Source organism: Streptomyces sp. TG1A-60 (assembly GCF_037201975.1).
Classification (GTDB): Bacteria; Actinomycetota; Actinomycetes; order Streptomycetales; family Streptomycetaceae; genus Streptomyces.
Genome location: NZ_CP147520.1, coordinates 1,774,599 through 1,790,834 on the forward strand (window position 1 = coordinate 1,774,599; position 16,236 = coordinate 1,790,834).

Genomic DNA, 16,236 nt, shown 5'->3' on the forward strand with positions numbered 1-16,236 from the left:
GCCCGTCACGACCCTCGGGGGGTACGCCGCAATGGCAGAGACACACGTACGACGTTCCCGGCGGCCCGCGGGGCCGGCCCTGGCCGCCCTGTTCCTCGCCGCCACACTGGCGCTCGCCGGGTGCGGCACCGGCGACGATGCCTCGGACGGCGGGGCCGGCGACAGCAGGGCCGACACCACGGCCCGGCAGGAGGGCGCGCTGGACAGCGGCAGCAGCGGCGACGAGAGCAAGAGCGGGGCCGCCGACGCCCCGCCGGACCTCCTCACGAACCAGATCATCCGCACCGCCTCACTGACCGTGCGGGTCAAGGACGTACCGGAGGCCCTGGACGAGGCCCGTACCACCGTCGAGAACGCGGGCGGGTTCGTCGGGAACGAATCCACGACCCGGGACGGCGAGGACCGCGAACGCACCCGCGTCGTCCTGCGCGTGCCCACCGCGAAGTACGAGGAGGTCCTCGACGAACTGGAGGGCACCGGCAAGCTGATCGAGCGGGAGACCGAGGTCGAGGACGTCACGGACCAGGTCGTCGACGTGAAGAGCCGCGTCAGGACGCAGCAGGCGAGTGTGGCGCGGATCCGCGAGCTGATGGACCGGGCGACCAAGCTCGGCGACGTGGTCACCCTGGAGGGCGAGCTGAGCGGCCGTCAGGCCGACCTGGAGGCACTGCTCGCCCAGCGGAAGTCCCTGAAGGACCGCACCAGCCTCGCCACCATCACGCTGTCCCTGTCCGAGACCGCGGTGAAGAAGGCCGGCAAGGACGACGACCCCGGCTTCGTGGACGCGCTGGCGGGCGGCTGGAACGCCTTCGTCGCCGTGTTCCGCTGGCTGGGCATGGCCCTCGCCGCGATCCTCCCCTTCGCCCTCGCCACGGCCCTCGTCCTGCTCGTGTGGTTCCGCTTCGCCCGCTCCCGCCGCCCCGCCCCGGCCACGACCACGGCGGGCACCGCCGGTTCACTCCCGTCCGCCGCACCGGACGAGGACGACCAGGACTGACCGGCCGAGTCGGCGCGACCGGCCGAACCGGCGAAACCGACCGGCCGAACCGGTGGCAGCCGAGAGGCAGCACCGAAATGCGGGACCGCCGTAGCGTGTTCCCATGAACATGAGCCGCACTGAAGAACGTTCGAGGGAACGCCTGGTGGTCGTCGGAGGCGACGCGGCGGGCATGTCCGCCGCGTCGCAGGCGCGCCGGCTGCGGGGACCCGACGAGCTGGAGATCGTGGCGTTCGAGCGGGGCCACTTCACCTCCTACTCCGCGTGCGGCATCCCCTACTGGGTGGGCGGCGACGTCCCCGACCGTGACCGGCTCATCGCCCGCTCGCCCGAGGAGCACCGCACCCGCGACATCGATCTGCGGATGCGTACGGAGGTCGTGGAGATCGACGTCGGGAGCGCACGCGTGCGCGCGCGGGACGTCGATTCCGGTGCCGAGTCCTGGACCTCGTACGACAAGCTCGTCATCGCGACCGGTGCCCGCCCGATCCGCCCCGATCTGCCCGGCGTCGACGCGCCCGGGGTGCACGGGGTGCAGACCCTGGACGACGGCCAGGCCCTCCTCGACACCCTGGCCGCCACCGAGGGCCGGATCGGTTCCGCGCCTCGGGTGCGCGCGGTGGTCGTCGGCGCGGGCTACATCGGCGTGGAGATGGCCGAGGCGCTCGTCAACCGGGGGTACGAGGTCACGGTCGTCAACCGCGGCAAGGAGCCCATGTCCACGCTCGACCCGGACATGGGCCGCCTGGTGCACAAGGCCATGGAGGGCATGGGCATCACCATGGTCGACGACTCGGAGGTCACCGCCCTGCGCACCGGTGCCGACGGCCGGGTCCGCGCGGTCGCCACCGAGGACGCCGAGTACCCGGCGGACGTGGTGGTCCTGGGCATCGGCGTACGCCCCGAGACGACGCTCGCCAGGGCGGCGGGACTGCCGCTGGGCGAGCACGGCGGCCTGCTGACCGACCTCTCCCTGCGTGTCCGCGGCCATGACGACATCTGGGCGGGCGGCGACTGCGTCGAGGTCCTCGACCTGGTCTCCGGCCGCGAACGCCACATCCCGCTCGGCACCCACGCCAACAAGCACGGCCAGATCATCGGCGCCAACGTCGGCGGCGGCTACGGCACCTTCCCCGGCGTCGTCGGCACCGCCGTCAGCAAGGTCTGCGACCTGGAGATCGCCCGCACCGGCCTCCGCGAGAAGGACGCCGACCGCGCCGGCCTCCGGTACGTCACCGTCATCATCGAGTCCACCAGCCGCGCCGGCTATTACCCCGGTGCCGCCCCCATGACGGTGAAGATGCTCGCCGAGCGCCGCACAGGCCGCCTCCTAGGCGTCCAGATCGTCGGCCGGGAGGGTGCGGGCAAGCGGGTGGACATCGCGGCGGTGGCCCTGACGGCAGGCATGACGGTGGAGCAGATGACGGCTTTGGACCTCGGCTACGCCCCACCCTTCTCGCCGGTGTGGGACCCGGTTCTGGTGGCGGCGAGGAAGGCGGTGGCGGCGGTGAGGTCGGGCGCCTCATAACGGGGGCCGTCGGCCAAGGGGCGCGGGGAACCGCGCGACCAGCCACCACGATCCCGCAGCCGGCAACGCACAGCACCCCTGCGGCGAGACCCCACTAAACAGCCGACGTACCGTTTATCCGATCAATAGCCTGCCGAGCCTGCTCGGTCGGCGGCCGAGCAGGCAACGAGGACACCGAAGCCGAGGACGTCACCGCGGCCGACGCCGCCGGAGGCGCCGTCGCAGGCTTCGCATGCGCCGCGGCCGGCCGCGCCGACCGCAACCGGTGGCTGACCGCCTCGTCCAGCGTCACCGGCCGCTGCATCCGCGCCGCCAGCCGCCCGGCCTCCTGGCCGAGCGCGGCGACGTCTTCCCAGGGCAGCCGCACCACCAGCGAGATCTCGGCCTCACCATCGGGGGTGGCGTGCATCGGAGGAGTGACTCGGTCGTTCATCGCGTGTTCCTCACGTAGATCCGCGGTTGAGGAGTCATACGCATCAGCCGCCGCTCACGTTCACCGGGCGTGGGCGCCGACGCCCGCCCACTGATTCCGGCCCCTTCGGGAGGCGGAGCAAGCACCGCCGATACTTCCTCGCTGTCCCGCCCCGGGACGGACCGATGACCACAAGTCACCCATGTGAGCCACCTACCTGACGGCTGGTCACAAAAGTGAAAGTCGAGAGGGAGTTGGCGCATGTGAGTTGCTGTGTCGTCCGTCAGCGAGGGCGCACGGTGGAACCCGAGGGGACGACTGCGGGAAGACGGCCTTCCCGAGGCGGAGGTCGTGGCAGCGGTCGGGAGCTCGGACGGGGTCGAGGTTCTCACTGTCGAAGGCCCATGCGGGCAGAGGGACTTCACTCGACGCTGTGGCCAAACGAGCGGGCGGCTCCGGCACATTGTGTTGATCACCAAGGCGCGTCAGCAGCACGAACAACCCTCGCAGGGAGAAGGCGTGACGCGGCTTTGGGCCGAGTCCAGAAGTCCCAGGAAGGGGCGACCGGTTCGGAACGCGCCGACCTAGTGCCGCGGTGTGCCTGGCGGGCGCGGAACCGGGCGCCTCGTCGCCGCTCTCGGAACGCAAGAGCAACCAAAGCGACCGGGCGGGGTGAGCATCCGCCGCCCAGAGGACCGAGGGCCCAGCCGCCTACTATGGGCCTGCGTATTCAGTGGCGAAAGGGAGTCAGGGCCATGCGACGGCTGGGGGATCTCGAAGCGGAGATCATGGACCGCTTCTGGACGTGGAACCGTCCGGCCACGGTGCGTGAGGTCGTCAACGACATCAACAGGACCCGGCCCCTCGCGTATACGACGGTGATGACCGTCACCAACATCCTGTACAACAAGGGCTGGTTGCTGCGGGGCAAGCAGGGCCGCGCCTGGCTGTACTCCCCCGTACGCAGCCGCGAGGCGTACGCAGCCGCGCTCATGGAGGACGGCTTGGGTGAGAGCAAGGACCGTCCGGCCGCACTGGTCCACTTCGTCGAGAACATGACCGAGGAAGAGCAAGCCGCCCTGCGCAGGGCCCTGCGGAGCGCCGGACGACAGGCGAAGCCATGAACTCGGCCCCGGTCCTGGTCGGCTACACGGCGGTGGTGGGCTTCGTCGCCCCGCCTTTGCTGCTGCGCGCCGGCTGGCCGCACCGGGCGCCCGCCCTGGCGGTGGCGGTCTGGCACGCACTGGCGGTGTCCTTCTCGATCGGGGTCGCACTCTCCGCGTACAACCTGGCGATGCCGACCGAGCATCTGCACGCGGGACTGGTGGGGCTGCTGCACTCCTGCGGGCTCGATTTGGGATCAGGCCGACCCGACCCCGACACGGTGGGCCGACTGGCCGTCGGCGTGCCCGCCGCCATCGCGATCGCCCTGGCGGCGACCTTCGTCTTCCACGTGACGCGGGCCTGCCGGGCACGCACGGAGCACCGGGCGACCCTTGATCTGGTGGGCCGCCACTCGGCAGGACTGAGCGCCACCGTCCTGCCGTACGAGATCCCCGCCGCCTACTGCCTGCCCGGCCGCCATCCCCGGATCGTGATCAGTGACGCGGCAGTGCGCGAGCTGACCTCGGAGCAACTCGGCGCCGTTCTGGAACACGAGCAGGCCCACATCACGCTCCGCCACCACCTCGTCCTGGCCGCCGCGGAGGCCTTCCGCTCGGTGTTCCGAGGGCTCCCCCTGGCACGTCACGCCCGAGAGCAGACGGCACTGCTGCTGGAGATGGTCGCGGACGACCGTGCCCTGCGCAGCCACTCCCACGAGGTGTTGGCCACCGCCATGTACGAGATGGCCGCGGCCCGCGCACCCAAGGGCACGCTCGCCGCGGGCGGCCACACCGTCCTCATCCGCTTGAAGCGGGTCCTCGGTCCCCGCAAGGCGCCGCACCCCGCGCTGTGGGGCTCCGTGGCCGCCGCGGCCGTGGCTGCTCCGCTGCTGCCACTGCTCCTCACCTGCCCTCCTTGGCTCGGCTGACCGGTTTCTGTGAGACGGAAGTGGCTGGAGCTCGCTTGCGGTACGAACTACGAAGCTACTAAGTTCTAACGCGCCTGACCGGTCGGCGCCCTGGGCGCCGGTACGACGGACGCCGGCCCGTCGCCCTGGTACACAGACCGCGCAGAGGAGTCGCACCACGATGGCAACGCACCGTCGGCCGAAGCCGCCCAGCCGTGCCCGGATCGCCACCCTCGGCATGGCCGCCGGTGCCGTCAGCCTCCTGCCGACGCAGAGCCAGGCGGCCCCCAAACCGACGGTGGACGAGGTCCGCAAGCAGGTCGAGAAGCTCTACGAGGAGGCCGAGGCTCCCACCGAGGAGTACAACGCCATCAGCGAGAAGCAGGAGGAACTGCAGCGCGAGGTGGACGGCGTACGGGACCGCCTGGCCCTCAAGCAGCAGCAAGTCAACGAGCTGCGGGAGAAGATGGGCCCGCTGGCGGCCGAGCAGTACCGCAACGGTGGCATCGACCCTAGCGTGCAGCTCTTCCTGTCCGGCGACCCCGACGACTACCTCGACCGGGCCCAGATGCTCGACCGTACGAGCGGACGGCAAGCCGAGGCCCTACGGGCCATGCAAGGCAAGCAGCGAGAACTCACCCAGGAACGCGAGGCCGCCCAGACGCGTCTGAAGACTCTGGAGGAGACCCGCGCCAAGGCCGGCGAGAAGAAGAGCGAGGTCCAGGACAAGCTCGCCGAGGCCCGCAAGCTCCTTAACAGCCTGACGGCCGCCCAGCGCGCCGAGATGGAAGCCGACCAAGAGCGCGACGACGCCTCCGCAGGCGCCAGCGACTCCCCCGCCACGTACAACGGCCCGGCCAGCGGACGCGCCAAGGCCGCACTCGACTTCGCGTACGCGCAGCTCGGCAAGCCCTACGAGTGGGGCTCCACCGGACCGAACTCCTTCGACTGCTCGGGCCTGACCGGCGCGTCCTGGCGGGCGGCGGGCGTCTCACTGCCGCGTACCGTCAAGCAGCAGTACGACGCCGGCCGCAAGGTGGCCAGGTCCGACCTCCAGCCCGGCGACATCGTCTACTGGTACAACGACAACCAGCACAACGGCATGTACGTCGGCAACGGCAAGGCCATCCACGCCCCGCGCACCGGCAAGAACATCGAGATCGTCCCGCTGGACTCCATGCCGTTCTTCGCCGCGAGCAGGCCCTGAGCACAACCTCTGTACCACCCGAGGAACTTCCGTGACCGCACACCCCGCCATCCGTCCCCCGCTCGCCGTCGTGGGCGCGTCCGTCGCCGCTCTGGTCCTCGCCGCCTGCGGAGGCGGCTCTTCGGACACGGGGGAGGCAGCGAGTACATCGCAGTCTTCGGAGGCCCTTTCCCATGTGCACGGCCTGGGCGTCGACCCCGCTGACGGACGCGTGTACGTCGCCACCCACAACGGCCTCTACACCGTTGCCAAGGGACAGAAGCCGAAACTCGTCGGCGACAGCAGGGACGACTTCATGGGCTTCACCGTGACCGGCGAGAAGACCTTCATCGCCAGCGGACACGGCGCCCAGGGCAGCGACCGCCCCGGCAACGTCGGCCTGATCGAGACCAAGGACGCGGGCCGCACCTGGACGTCTCGGTCGCTGTCGGGGGAGGCCGACTTCCACTCCCTGGACTCGGCCAAGGGCACCGTCTATGGATACGACGGCGGACGAATCCGGGTCAGCGACGATCTGAAGACCTGGGACGACCGGGCGAAGCTGGAGGCCCTCGACCTCGCGGTGAGCCCCGCCGGGGACAAACTGCTGGCCACCACGGCGGAGGGTGTTGCCACCAGCACCGACGGCGGCCGTACCTTCGGCAAGGGTGCCGGGCCGGTGCAGGCGTTTGTGTCCTGGTCCGCGGGGAAGTCCCTCTTCGGCATCGGCACGTCCGGGAAGCTGAGCAGCAGCGCGGACGGCGGCAGGTCGTGGAAGGAGCTGACGACCGTGCCCGGCGGGCAGCCCCAGGCACTTACCGCGGTGAACGCCGACCACATCCTCGCGGCGACGATGACGGGCGTGTACGAATCGCGTGACGGCGGCAAGACCTTCTCCGAGCTGGCGCCGCTCGCTTCTTGACCCGGCTTCGCAAGCGCGGGGTCATCCGTCCGAGCCGGGGCTCGGCTCGGACGCCCCGTACGCACCGGTGGCGCTGCCAGAGGAGGATACGGACGGGCGCAGCACCGGGAAGGAGTCCTCCGCCCCACCTCCGCCGCGTCCTCCCCGGCACCGGAATCCGGTGTGACCACCGAGGCCGAGTCCGGTCACGCGGAGGACGGCCACGGCCACTGACCGCCTGAGGGCGGTCAGGCCGCGCTGCCGTACCGGTCGTTCCCGGTACGGCAGCGGCGGCCCCGCCCCGTGGGCCCTGGCCGGAGTCAGTGGAGCGTCATGCCTTGTAGGCCACGTTCGCCATCATCCCGGCCTCGCCGTGGTAAGCGTTGTGGCAGTGCAGCATCCACTGGCCAGGGTTGTCGGCGTCGAAGAAGACGGACAGCTTCTTCTTGGGCAGCACGATCGAGGTGTCCTTGCGCGGGCCGGCCACTCCGAGCTGGTACGTGTGGCCGTGCAGGTGCATCGGGTGCCACATGTCGGTGTCGTTGACGAATTCGAGCCGTACGCGCTGTCCCTCCTCGATGAGGATCGGGTTCGCCTGCGGGTCGTTCATGTCGAACGGCGTGCCGTTGATGGCCCAGTTGTACTTGTCCATGCCGCCGGTCAGCTTGATCTGGTGCGTGACGTCGGTCCTGGCGGACGTCAGGCGGACACCGTCGGCCGCCCGCAGCTGCGCCGCCGTCATGATCATGCCGTCGAGTTCCTTCGGGCGGACGGTCGCCTTCGGCGCACTCCCCGAACCCGTACGCACCACGGCCAGGCCGTTCGCGTTCTTCCCCTCGGCCAGGGCGACGAGCGGGAAGACCCCGTCTCCCAGGGTGACGAGGACGTCGTAACGCTCCCCCATGCCGACCAGCAGGGCGTCCACCTCCTGGTGCTCGACCGGGAAGCCGTCGGTGTGAGTGATGGTCAGCTTGTGGCCGCCGAGGGCCACCCGGTACGCGGTGTCCCCGCCCGCGTTGATGATGCGCAGCCGCACCTTCTTACCGGGCTTGCCGGTGTACACGTCCGGGTCGGCCGGCACCCGGCCGTTGATCAGGTGGTACGGGTATTTCACGTCGCCGGCGTCGCCGCCGAGCAGGTCGCTCTCGGCGCCCATGAGCATGAACTTCATCGACATGCCGCCGGACGAGGAGGGGGAGGCCGAGGGGGACTCGGAGTCCCCCATGTCCATCCCGCCCATGTCCCCCATGTCGTGGCCCTCCATGCCGCTGGAGCTGGGGCTGCTGCTCTCCCCCATGCCGTGGCCCCCCATACCGCCCATGCCCTGCCTGAGCTCTGCGAAGACCTCGTCGGGGGTACCGGTGACGCCGTCGACCCAGTCGTCGAGGAGGACGACCCACTCGTCGTCGTAGGCGAGGGTCTCCTTGGGATCCTCGACGATCAGCGGGGCGTACAGGCCTCGGTCGAGCTGGACGCCGACGTGCGGATGGAAGAAGTAGGTGCCAGGGGCGTCGGCGACGAACTGGTACGTGAAGGTGGAGCCGGCCCGGACGGCGGTCTGGGTGGCGGGCGGCACACCGTCCATGTCGTTGCGCAGCGCTAGGCCGTGCCAGTGGACCGACGTGGCCGTCTTGTTCGGGAGCTGGTTGGACAGTTCGGCGACCAGGGTGTCACCGGCCGAGAGCCGGACCTCCCTTCCGGGGATACGTTGGTCGAAGGCCCAGGTCCTGGGCATGACGCCGCCACCCAGATCGATCATGGCCGGCGCGGCCGTCAGGGTGAGCTTCTGCTGCCGTCCGGTGCTGGGACGCTTCTTCTCGGCGGCGGCGACCGCCGAGCCGGACGGGTCGATCAGAGCGTTGCCGCTGGAGCCGGAACTGCCGCTGCAGGCAGCGAGCGCACCGGCACCGGCGGCCCCCAACCCGGCGAGTAGGACGGAGCGACGGTTGATGCTGTTCATGGGGTTGTGTCCTCTGGCTCAAAACTGCCGATGTGGTCACGGAGGGGACGGGCATTCGCGCACCGTCCGGCGCGGCCTATATGCGCAGTTGGGAGAGGACGGAGAGGTCGGGCGGGGCTCGGCCGACCGTGGCGGCGGGTGCGTGCCCGGCGAGGGCCTGACGCAGGTTCGCCAGCGGGTCGTACGCGACCTTGGCGGGTACGGCGAGCTGCACGGAAGCGACGTTCCACGTCGCGCAATGCTGCGTCCCGGGCGAGGAACATCCGCCGTTGCCGTCGGCGCTGTGCGAGGAGTGGTCCAAGACCGCCGGTGCCGGCTCATCCGGCATCGTGTGTGCGGCATGGGCCGTGCTGGGCATGGCGGCATGGGCTGCACTCGGCATCGGCGAGACACCCACGCCAGACGTCTCGTGGTGAACGAGCACGGCCAGCACGACGGACAGGGTGAGGAACACACCGTACGCCCAGCGGCCGGTTACGCCACCGCCCCGAGCTGACCGAATCTCCATGTACTCCACCTGCGCCGTGCCTACCGGACCGGCATTCTACCCCCAGGGGGTACCCGGACGACCGGCCGGCCGAACGACGTGGCCGTGGACGGTGCCGACACTTGCGTACCGCTTCCTGTCGCACCGTCCACGGCCACGCGCACCGGCTCGGATCTACGAAAGTCGTTAGTACTTCCGGGAAGATTCTGACACACACGATGCCCTGGCGCGAGGGCTGGCCGTCACGGCCAGCCGGCGCGGCGACGCCGGACGACCGCGCCACTCCAGCCGCCCATGGACGCGCCAGGCCAGTACGACGGCGATCACTCCGATCGCCATGGCGGCGAGCCATGCGTGTACCCGGGTGTCGAGCGCTCCCGAATCGCCCACCCCCGGCGGGTCAGCCGGACAGCGGAAAAGAAGAAGCAGCCAGACCCCGGTGAACCCGGCGCCCGCCGGCGTCAGCCACCGCCGCCAGAGCGCACGGGATCCGGCGATCCAGGACGGCGCACGCGACGGCGAAGAGGACCCGAGCGTCGGACACCAACCCGTCGCCCTCCTGAACGGTGGGGCGCGTGCACCCCACGAGGAGGCCCCGTGAGCGCTTCGGCGGCCCCCGAGGCGCCCGGCCACAGGGCTGGCCGTTCACCCACTTGGGACACCCCCCGGTCACAGTGGTGGGACCACCCCGGATCTCACCGGCTCCCTGCCCATCGTCGCCTCGACGTGCAATTGTTCGCCGCACGTCACGGAACTCACCAATCGCGTTAGCGGTAGACGGCCACACCGACCAGATCGCGTGGGCGGAGCCACACTGGAAATTATACCCCTAGGGGGTATAGTATCGACGTCTGCGCGAGAGGACAACGGAACCACGCCCCTCCCGCAGGACGACTCACGCATCCACACCCCGAGGAAGTAGCCATGACCACTGAGACGAACTCCAGCTCCGGCTCTTGCTGCGGATCCTGCGGCTCCGGTGACACGGTCGACGTCCAGGGCGTCGGCGTCACCACCACCTACAAGGTGACCGGCATGACATGCGGCCACTGCGAGGGCGCGGTCTCCCAGGAGATCTCCGCGCTCGCCGGCGTCACCGCGGTCAAGGCCGTCGCCGACACCGGCGAGGTGACCGTCACCTCCGCCGCCCCGCTCGACGAGGAGGCCGTCCGCGCCGCCGTCGACGAGGCCGGCTACGAGCTCGTCGGCCGCGCCTGACGCTCCCTTCGGGGCCACCCACGGCCCCGGGCAGCGAATTCCTCCCGTGCCTGGACGTACCGCTCCGCTGATACGGACGCCGTACGTCCCGGCCTCCCCCTGGAGATACGCCCATGACCAGCACGGCTCCCGAGAAGACACTCACCGGCACGGCGCCCGCGCCCGCCGCCGAGGTCGAGCTCTCCATCGGCGGAATGACCTGCGCCTCGTGCGCGGCCCGCATCGAGAAGAAGCTCAACCGCATGGACGGCGTCACCGCGACCGTCAACTACGCCACCGAGAAGGCGAAGGTCTCGTTCCCGGCGGGCGTGGAGGTCACCGACCTCATCGCCACCGTCGAGAAGACCGGTTACACCGCCGAGGAGCCGCCCCCGCCCGCCTCCGCCCTCACCGAAGAGCGCGAGGGTGAGACCGCTCCGGCGACGGACAGCGAGCTGCTGCCCCTGCGGCAGCGCCTGTACATCTCGCTGGTACTCACCGTGCCCGTCGTCCTCATGGCGATGGTTCCGGCTCTGCAGTTCGACAACTGGCAGTGGCTGTCGCTGACCCTGGCGGCTCCCGTCGTCGTCTGGGGGGCCTTCCCCTTCCACCGGGCGGCCTGGACGAACGCCAGGCACGGTGCCGCGACCATGGACACGCTGGTGTCGATCGGCACACTCGCCGCGCTCGGCTGGTCGGTGTGGGCGCTGTTCTGGGGACACGCCGGAATGCCGGGCATGCGCCACGGTTTCGAGTTCACAGTCTCCCGCGGGGACGGCTCCTCCTCCATCTACCTGGAGGCCGCGGCCGGAGTGACCACGTTCATCCTCGCGGGCCGCTACCTGGAGGCGAAGTCCAAGCGCAGGGCGGGTGCTGCGCTGCGAGCACTCATGGAGCTGGGCGCCAAGGACGTCGCGGTCCTGCGCGAAGGCCGGGAAGTACGCGTCCCTCTCGCCCAGTTGGCCGTCGGCGACCGCTTCGTCGTACGGCCCGGGGAGAAGATCGCCACCGACGGCACCGTCGTCGAGGGGGCGTCGGCGGTGGACGCCTCCATGCTGACCGGCGAGTCGGTGCCGGTGGACGTGACCGTCGGGGACGTCGTCACCGGCGCGACCGTGAACGCGGGCGGCCGGCTCGTCGTCGAGGCGACCCGCATCGGCACGGACACCCAGCTCGCGCGGATGGCGAAGCTGGTCGAGGACGCGCAGAACGGCAAGGCCGAGGTACAGCGCCTCGCCGACCGGATCTCCGGGACCTTCGTACCGGTGGTCATCTTCATCGCGGTCGCCACGTCCGGGATCTGGCTCGGCGCCACCGGCGACACCGTGGCCGCCTTCACCGCGGCCATCGCCGTCCTGATCATCGCCTGCCCCTGCGCCCTGGGACTGGCCACGCCGACCGCCCTGATGGTCGGAACCGGCCGCGGCGCCCAGCTCGGCATCCTCATCAAGGGCCCCGAAATCCTGGAGTCCACCCGCCGCGTCGACACCGTCGTCCTCGACAAGACCGGAACGGTGACCACGGGCCGGATGACCCTCCAGGACGTCTTCACCACACCGGGCGTGGACGAGACCGAACTGCTGCGGCTGGCGGGCTCGTTGGAGCACGCCTCGGAGCACCCCATCGCCCGGGCGATCGCGGCCGGGGCGGCCGAGCGGACCGGAACCCTTCCCCTACCGGAGAACTTCGAGAACGTCGCCGGCCTCGGCGTCCACGGCGTCGTCGACGGGCACGCTGTCCTCGTCGGCCGCGAGAAGCTCCTCAAGGAGTGGGGCGTCGAGCTGCCCCGGGAGCTGGCGGAGGCCAGGGCCGCCGCGGAGGCCGAAGGCCGTACGGCGGTCGCCGTCGCCTGGGACGGCGAGGCGCGCGGTGTCCTCACCGTCGCCGACGCGGTCAAGGAGACCAGCGCCGAGGCGGTGGCCGAGCTGCGCAGGCTGGGCCTGACGCCCGTCCTGCTGACCGGCGACAACCAACTCGTCGCCGAGTCCGTGGCCAAGGCCGTCGGCATCGACGAGGTGATCGCCGAAGTGCTGCCCGAGGACAAGGTCGACGTGGTCAAGCGGCTGCGGAGCGAGGGCCGTACGGTCGCGATGGTCGGCGACGGCGTCAACGACGCCGCCGCCCTCGCCACCGCCGACCTGGGCCTGGCCATGGGCACCGGCACGGACGCGGCCATCGAGGCGGGCGACCTCACCCTCGTACGCGGTGACCTGCGGGTGGCCGCCGACGCCATCCGGCTCTCCCGCAGGACCCTGACCACCATCAAGGGCAACCTGTTCTGGGCCTTCGGCTACAACGTCGCGGCCCTGCCGCTCGCCGCCTTCGGCATGCTCAACCCGATGATCGCGGGCGCCGCGATGGCGTTCTCGTCGGTGTTCGTGGTGACCAACAGCCTGCGGCTGCGGTCCTTCAAGTAGGCACGTGGACGATGCCCACCGAGGCACGCGGCCTTCCGGCCGCGCGCCTCGCTGTGCGGAATCCGCTCGGGCCGGACTCAGGCACGCAAGAGCCGGGCGATGGCCTGCGCAGGCTCGGCGACCTTGTCCTGGGCTTCGTCTCCTCCGGCATCGATGGCATCGTGCACGCAGTGCCCCAGGTGGTCCTCCAGCAGCGCTGAGAAGGCGAGAGCGCGAGCGGCGGCTGGGGCAGGCGGTTCAGCGGCCTGGGAGTACTCCGGGGTGGCGCTGCGTCTTCCACTTGACCGGCTGCGCTCCGGCGGTCCCGGTGTCGTACGCACCCAGCCGCACGGCGGACTGACATGCTGCCTGGCGTGGTAACCGTGTGACGGCGAGCGTCGGGAAGGGGCCCACGTGCGGACATCGGACTGGCAGCCGGTGCTGGCCCTCCTCGTGCTGGTCGCAGGGGCCGTCGTGCTGCTCCATGCGCTGGCCATCGCGGTGAGGGCGGTCCGTGAACCGCTGCGCACCGGGCCGTTCAGCGGAGGGCTCGAACCGGAAGAGCATCCACTCTCGCGCTTCCACGTCCGGTGGTATCCGGTCACGATGGTCTTCCTCGCCTTCGACATGGAGATGCTGTTCATGTATCCGTGGACGAAGGTCGTCTCGGCCGTGGGCACGACCGCGGTCGTCGAGATGTTCCTCTTCCTGGGCATCCTGCTGGCGGGCGTCGCGTACGCCTGGCGAGAGGGGGCCTTCCGGTGGAGCTGAGGCGCAGGATCACGCGAACAGCGATGGCCCGGCCGGGGGTTCTGTTGGCCGTGTGTCCCGGTGCCACGCGAGAACGGCTCACTGCCGAGGCCGAGTTGGCGCGGCGCGGGTGGCGTTGCGTGGCCGTGCCCGCGGAGGCGGATCTGCTGGTGGTCGTGGGCGGTCTCGACACCGAGGAGGGCGACTGGATCGCGAATCTGTGGCGTGCCGTCCCGGCCCCCAAGTCCTGGGTACGGCTCACCAACGGCGAGCAGGTCGCCGAGAACCTCGATCGTGGGCTCGCCGAAGTCCGGCGCGGGGAAACCGCAGGTCCGGTCGGAGCCCCGGACGGGGGTCACGGAGAGGGGCCGCCCGCCAGAAAATCAACGGCGGCCCAGAGCGGCAGGCACCATCACCAACCGCCTCACGGAGACTCGCAACACGGCGACCACGGTGGTCACGACAACCCGGCCGGTCACGACGACCAGGGTGGGCAGGAGACCCAGGGTTCGGGCGACGAGCACGGCAGTCACCACGAACACGGTGAAGACGCTCAGCACGCCGAGCACGAAGATCACCACGGCGGACACGGCGGACACGGCGGACACGAGATGGACGGCGGGCATCACGGTCACGCCGGGCACGACATGGGCGGCGTCGTGGACGGGTTGCCCATGGCCGATCGCGCCGAGGACAGGGACGGGCTGCGGCTCGACCGGCTGCACGTGCCGCTGGGCCCGGCCCTCCTCGACTGGCCCGCCGGGCTGGTGCTGCGCCTGTCCCTGCAGGGTGACGTCGTCCAGCAGGCCGACGTCGAGGCGACGGCACCCACATCGCCGTATCCGCCCTTCTGGAACGAACCGTGGCTCCAGGCACGCGTGGGCGAGCGGGTCTCCCGGGGTGATGCCGCCCGGAGGCTGTGTGCGGCGCATCTGGACAGCCTGGGCAGGTTCTTCGCCGTGACGGGGTGGGCCGACCTGGCCGCCCGCGCCCGACACGTACGTGACCGAGCCCTGGCCGGGGCCAGTACTGCTGAACTCTCCGGCCTCGTACGTCCGTTGGCCCGGAGGGCCGCGAGGTCCCGCACGCTGCGCCGGCTGACCGCCGGACTGGGTTCGCTGCCCGCCGGGCACGCGCATCACCTGGGAGTCACAGGACCTGCCCTGGCCGCCGACGGGGACGCGCACAGCCGGATGCTCGTGTGGCTCGACGCGGTCGGGCGCAGTGCGGCCGCCTGCGACGACAGCGACGTTCTCGACGGGGCCGAAGCAGTCGGCCCTCGCGGGCGGCTCGACGGGCCCGTGCCTCCGTCCCAGGCCATGCTGAATGCCCTGCCCGGCCTGCTGGAGGGCACCGAGTTCGCCTGCGCGCGCATCATCGTCGCGAGTCTGGACCCGGACCTCGACGAGCTCGCGCGCCTTCCGGTGCCGGGGGTCGCCCATGGCTGAACGTGCTCCGTTGTGGGCGATCTTCGTCCTGCCCGCTCTTCTGCTCGCGGTCGCGCTGGTGACGGCCGGGTTCGACGCCGTACTCGCGGCCGGCGCGCGGAACGGGCGCCTGGGCTCCCCGCGTGAGGCAGCCGCCCGCGCGACGGAGCCAGGCCGGGAGGTGCTGCGCCAACTCGTCCAACAGCCGCGGCGGACCCGGGCCTCCGACGTGCCGCTGGCCCGGGTCGGAGCGGCTCTCCTTCCCGTCGCCGCCGTCCTCGCTGCCGTCGTACTGCCACTCGGCTTCCGCTCGGTGAGCGACCTTCCGGAGGGAATCGTCTGGTTCAACGCGATGGAGGCGCTGGCCTGGGCGGCTGTCTGGCTGGCGGGCTGGGGCCCGAACTCGACGCTCTCGCTCATCGGCGGGTACCGGTTCCTGGCCCAGGGGCTGGCGTACGAGCTGCCGCACATGCTCGCGATCACCACGGCCGCGCTCGGGGCGGAGTCGTTGCGGGTGGGCGACGTCGTCGACGCCCAGGCCGGGGTGTGGTTCGCGGTGTGGATGCCGGCGGCCTTCGGGATCTATCTGCTCAGCGCGATGGCGATGGCGTTCTGGGGGCCGTTCGACCAGCCCGCCGGACACGACGTGGCGGGTGGGGCGGCCTCCGAGCTGTCCGGTGCGGACCGGGTGCTCTTCCTCGGCGGCCGGTGGCTGCTGCTGGTCGTGGCGGCGGCGTTCAGCGTGCCGCTCTTCATGGGCGGCGGGCACGGCCCGTTGCTGCCCGGCTGGGCATGGACCGTACTCAAGACGGCGGCCGTACTGGCCTTCCTGGTCTGGGCCCGGCGACGGGTGCCGACCCTGCGCATGGACCGGTACCTGGAGCTGGCCTGGGTCGTGCTGACCCCGCTGGCCATCGCGCAGGCACTGGTCGTGGCCGTGGTGGTGCTGAACCGGTGAAGCCGATGACGAGAGCGAGGTGTCGG

At 70.9% G+C, this 16,236-nt stretch carries 15 protein-coding genes and 1 pseudogene; 11 read left to right on the forward strand and 5 right to left on the reverse strand.

The features are described from left to right. Positions 1–31 precede the first annotated feature (31 nt). Together WBG99_RS07185 and WBG99_RS07190 are read left to right on the forward strand one after the other, a co-directional pair. Complete coding sequence (locus tag WBG99_RS07185) at positions 32–997, forward strand: DUF4349 domain-containing protein (RefSeq protein WP_338895516.1); 966 nt, start codon at positions 32–34, stop codon at positions 995–997. Between the two features lie 103 nt (positions 998–1,100). Then, complete coding sequence (locus tag WBG99_RS07190; protein ID WP_338895517.1) at positions 1,101–2,525, forward strand: FAD-dependent oxidoreductase; 1,425 nt, start codon at positions 1,101–1,103, stop codon at positions 2,523–2,525. Between the two features lie 94 nt (positions 2,526–2,619). Here the strand turns inward: WBG99_RS07190 and WBG99_RS07195 are convergent, their stop codons facing one another. Beyond that, complete coding sequence (locus WBG99_RS07195) at positions 2,620–2,958, reverse strand: hypothetical protein (RefSeq protein WP_338895518.1); 339 nt, start codon at positions 2,956–2,958, stop codon at positions 2,620–2,622. 734 nt (positions 2,959–3,692) lie between these two features. On the opposite strand from WBG99_RS07195, the gene WBG99_RS07200 reads away from it, so the two are divergent. The 4 genes from WBG99_RS07200 (at position 3,693) to WBG99_RS07215 (ending at position 7,056) form a co-directional block, all read left to right on the forward strand. Further along, entirely contained in the window at positions 3,693–4,061 is a 369-nt protein-coding gene (locus WBG99_RS07200) for a BlaI/MecI/CopY family transcriptional regulator (RefSeq protein WP_338895519.1), read from the forward strand. Beyond that, positions 4,058–4,969, forward strand: a complete 912-nt coding sequence (locus tag WBG99_RS07205) for a M56 family metallopeptidase (RefSeq protein ID WP_338895520.1) — start codon at positions 4,058–4,060, stop codon at positions 4,967–4,969. The genes WBG99_RS07200 and WBG99_RS07205 overlap by 4 nt, the downstream gene beginning before the upstream one ends. Before the next feature lie 160 nt (positions 4,970–5,129). Beyond that, positions 5,130–6,155, forward strand: coding sequence for an NlpC/P60 family protein (locus tag WBG99_RS07210; protein ID WP_338895521.1), 1,026 nt, complete (start codon positions 5,130–5,132; stop codon positions 6,153–6,155). 31 nt (positions 6,156–6,186) lie between these two features. Beyond that, a complete protein-coding gene (locus WBG99_RS07215; RefSeq protein ID WP_338895523.1) occupies positions 6,187–7,056 on the forward strand; it encodes a F510_1955 family glycosylhydrolase in 870 nt (289 codons plus the stop codon). Positions 7,057–7,366: 310 nt separating this feature from the next. Here the strand turns inward: WBG99_RS07215 and WBG99_RS07220 are convergent, their stop codons facing one another. Both WBG99_RS07220 and WBG99_RS07225 read right to left on the reverse strand, forming a co-directional pair. Next, on the reverse strand, positions 7,367–8,995 hold the full coding sequence (locus tag WBG99_RS07220) for a multicopper oxidase family protein (protein ID WP_338895524.1): 1,629 nt from the start codon (positions 8,993–8,995) through the stop codon (positions 7,367–7,369). 76 nt (positions 8,996–9,071) lie between these two features. After that, complete coding sequence (locus WBG99_RS07225) at positions 9,072–9,503, reverse strand: DUF6153 family protein (protein ID WP_338895525.1); 432 nt, start codon at positions 9,501–9,503, stop codon at positions 9,072–9,074. A 903-nt stretch (positions 9,504–10,406) separates the two neighbouring features. Here WBG99_RS07225 and WBG99_RS07230 point away from each other — a divergent pair. Beyond that, on the forward strand, positions 10,407–10,700 hold the full coding sequence (locus WBG99_RS07230; protein ID WP_338895526.1) for a heavy-metal-associated domain-containing protein: 294 nt from the start codon (positions 10,407–10,409) through the stop codon (positions 10,698–10,700). Positions 10,701–10,813: 113 nt separating this feature from the next. Then, a complete protein-coding gene (locus WBG99_RS07235; RefSeq protein ID WP_338895527.1) occupies positions 10,814–13,096 on the forward strand; it encodes a heavy metal translocating P-type ATPase in 2,283 nt (760 codons plus the stop codon). A 77-nt stretch (positions 13,097–13,173) separates the two neighbouring features. Here WBG99_RS07235 and WBG99_RS07240 read toward each other — a convergent pair. Beyond that, a pseudogene (locus WBG99_RS07240) lies at positions 13,174–13,290 on the reverse strand (transcriptional regulator); the annotation flags it as partial. A 259-nt stretch (positions 13,291–13,549) separates the two neighbouring features. Between WBG99_RS07240 and WBG99_RS07245 the strand changes: the two are divergent. Beyond that, positions 13,550–13,846 carry an NADH-quinone oxidoreductase subunit A gene (locus WBG99_RS07245; protein ID WP_338900254.1) on the forward strand — a complete coding sequence of 99 codons (297 nt, stop codon included), beginning with the start codon at positions 13,550–13,552 and terminating at the stop codon, positions 13,844–13,846. Positions 13,847–14,208: 362 nt separating this feature from the next. Here the strand turns inward: WBG99_RS07245 and WBG99_RS07250 are convergent, their stop codons facing one another. Further along, on the reverse strand, positions 14,209–14,460 hold the full coding sequence (locus WBG99_RS07250) for a hypothetical protein (RefSeq protein ID WP_338895528.1): 252 nt from the start codon (positions 14,458–14,460) through the stop codon (positions 14,209–14,211). A gap of 39 nt (positions 14,461–14,499) precedes the next feature. Here WBG99_RS07250 and WBG99_RS07255 point away from each other — a divergent pair, with 39 nt between their 5' ends. Beyond that, positions 14,500–15,273 carry a hypothetical protein gene (locus WBG99_RS07255; RefSeq protein WP_338895529.1) on the forward strand — a complete coding sequence of 258 codons (774 nt, stop codon included), beginning with the start codon at positions 14,500–14,502 and terminating at the stop codon, positions 15,271–15,273. After that, positions 15,266–16,210 (forward strand): NADH-quinone oxidoreductase subunit H, encoded by a 945-nt coding sequence (locus WBG99_RS07260; RefSeq protein ID WP_338895530.1) that lies wholly within the window; start codon positions 15,266–15,268, stop codon positions 16,208–16,210. The genes WBG99_RS07255 and WBG99_RS07260 overlap by 8 nt, the downstream gene beginning before the upstream one ends. Positions 16,211–16,236: the final 26 nt, after the last annotated feature.

Excerpts from the sequence above, each read along its gene's own strand:
- WBG99_RS07185 (WP_338895516.1), top strand. The coding sequence starts at position 32 with ATGGCAGAGACACACGTACGACGTTCCCGGCGGCCCGCGGGGCCGGCC.
- WBG99_RS07190 (WP_338895517.1), top strand. The coding sequence starts at position 1,101 with ATGAACATGAGCCGCACTGAAGAACGTTCGAGGGAACGCCTGGTGGTC.
- WBG99_RS07195 (WP_338895518.1), bottom strand. The coding sequence starts at position 2,958 with ATGAACGACCGAGTCACTCCTCCGATGCACGCCACCCCCGATGGTGAG.
- WBG99_RS07200 (WP_338895519.1), top strand. The coding sequence starts at position 3,693 with ATGCGACGGCTGGGGGATCTCGAAGCGGAGATCATGGACCGCTTCTGG.
- WBG99_RS07205 (WP_338895520.1), top strand. The coding sequence starts at position 4,058 with ATGAACTCGGCCCCGGTCCTGGTCGGCTACACGGCGGTGGTGGGCTTC.
- WBG99_RS07210 (WP_338895521.1), top strand. The coding sequence starts at position 5,130 with ATGGCAACGCACCGTCGGCCGAAGCCGCCCAGCCGTGCCCGGATCGCC.
- WBG99_RS07220 (WP_338895524.1), bottom strand. The coding sequence starts at position 8,995 with ATGAACAGCATCAACCGTCGCTCCGTCCTACTCGCCGGGTTGGGGGCC.
- WBG99_RS07225 (WP_338895525.1), bottom strand. The coding sequence starts at position 9,503 with ATGGAGATTCGGTCAGCTCGGGGCGGTGGCGTAACCGGCCGCTGGGCG.
- WBG99_RS07230 (WP_338895526.1), top strand. The coding sequence starts at position 10,407 with ATGACCACTGAGACGAACTCCAGCTCCGGCTCTTGCTGCGGATCCTGC.
- WBG99_RS07235 (WP_338895527.1), top strand. The coding sequence starts at position 10,814 with ATGACCAGCACGGCTCCCGAGAAGACACTCACCGGCACGGCGCCCGCG.
- WBG99_RS07255 (WP_338895529.1), top strand. The coding sequence starts at position 14,500 with ATGGCCGATCGCGCCGAGGACAGGGACGGGCTGCGGCTCGACCGGCTG.
- WBG99_RS07260 (WP_338895530.1), top strand. The coding sequence starts at position 15,266 with ATGGCTGAACGTGCTCCGTTGTGGGCGATCTTCGTCCTGCCCGCTCTT.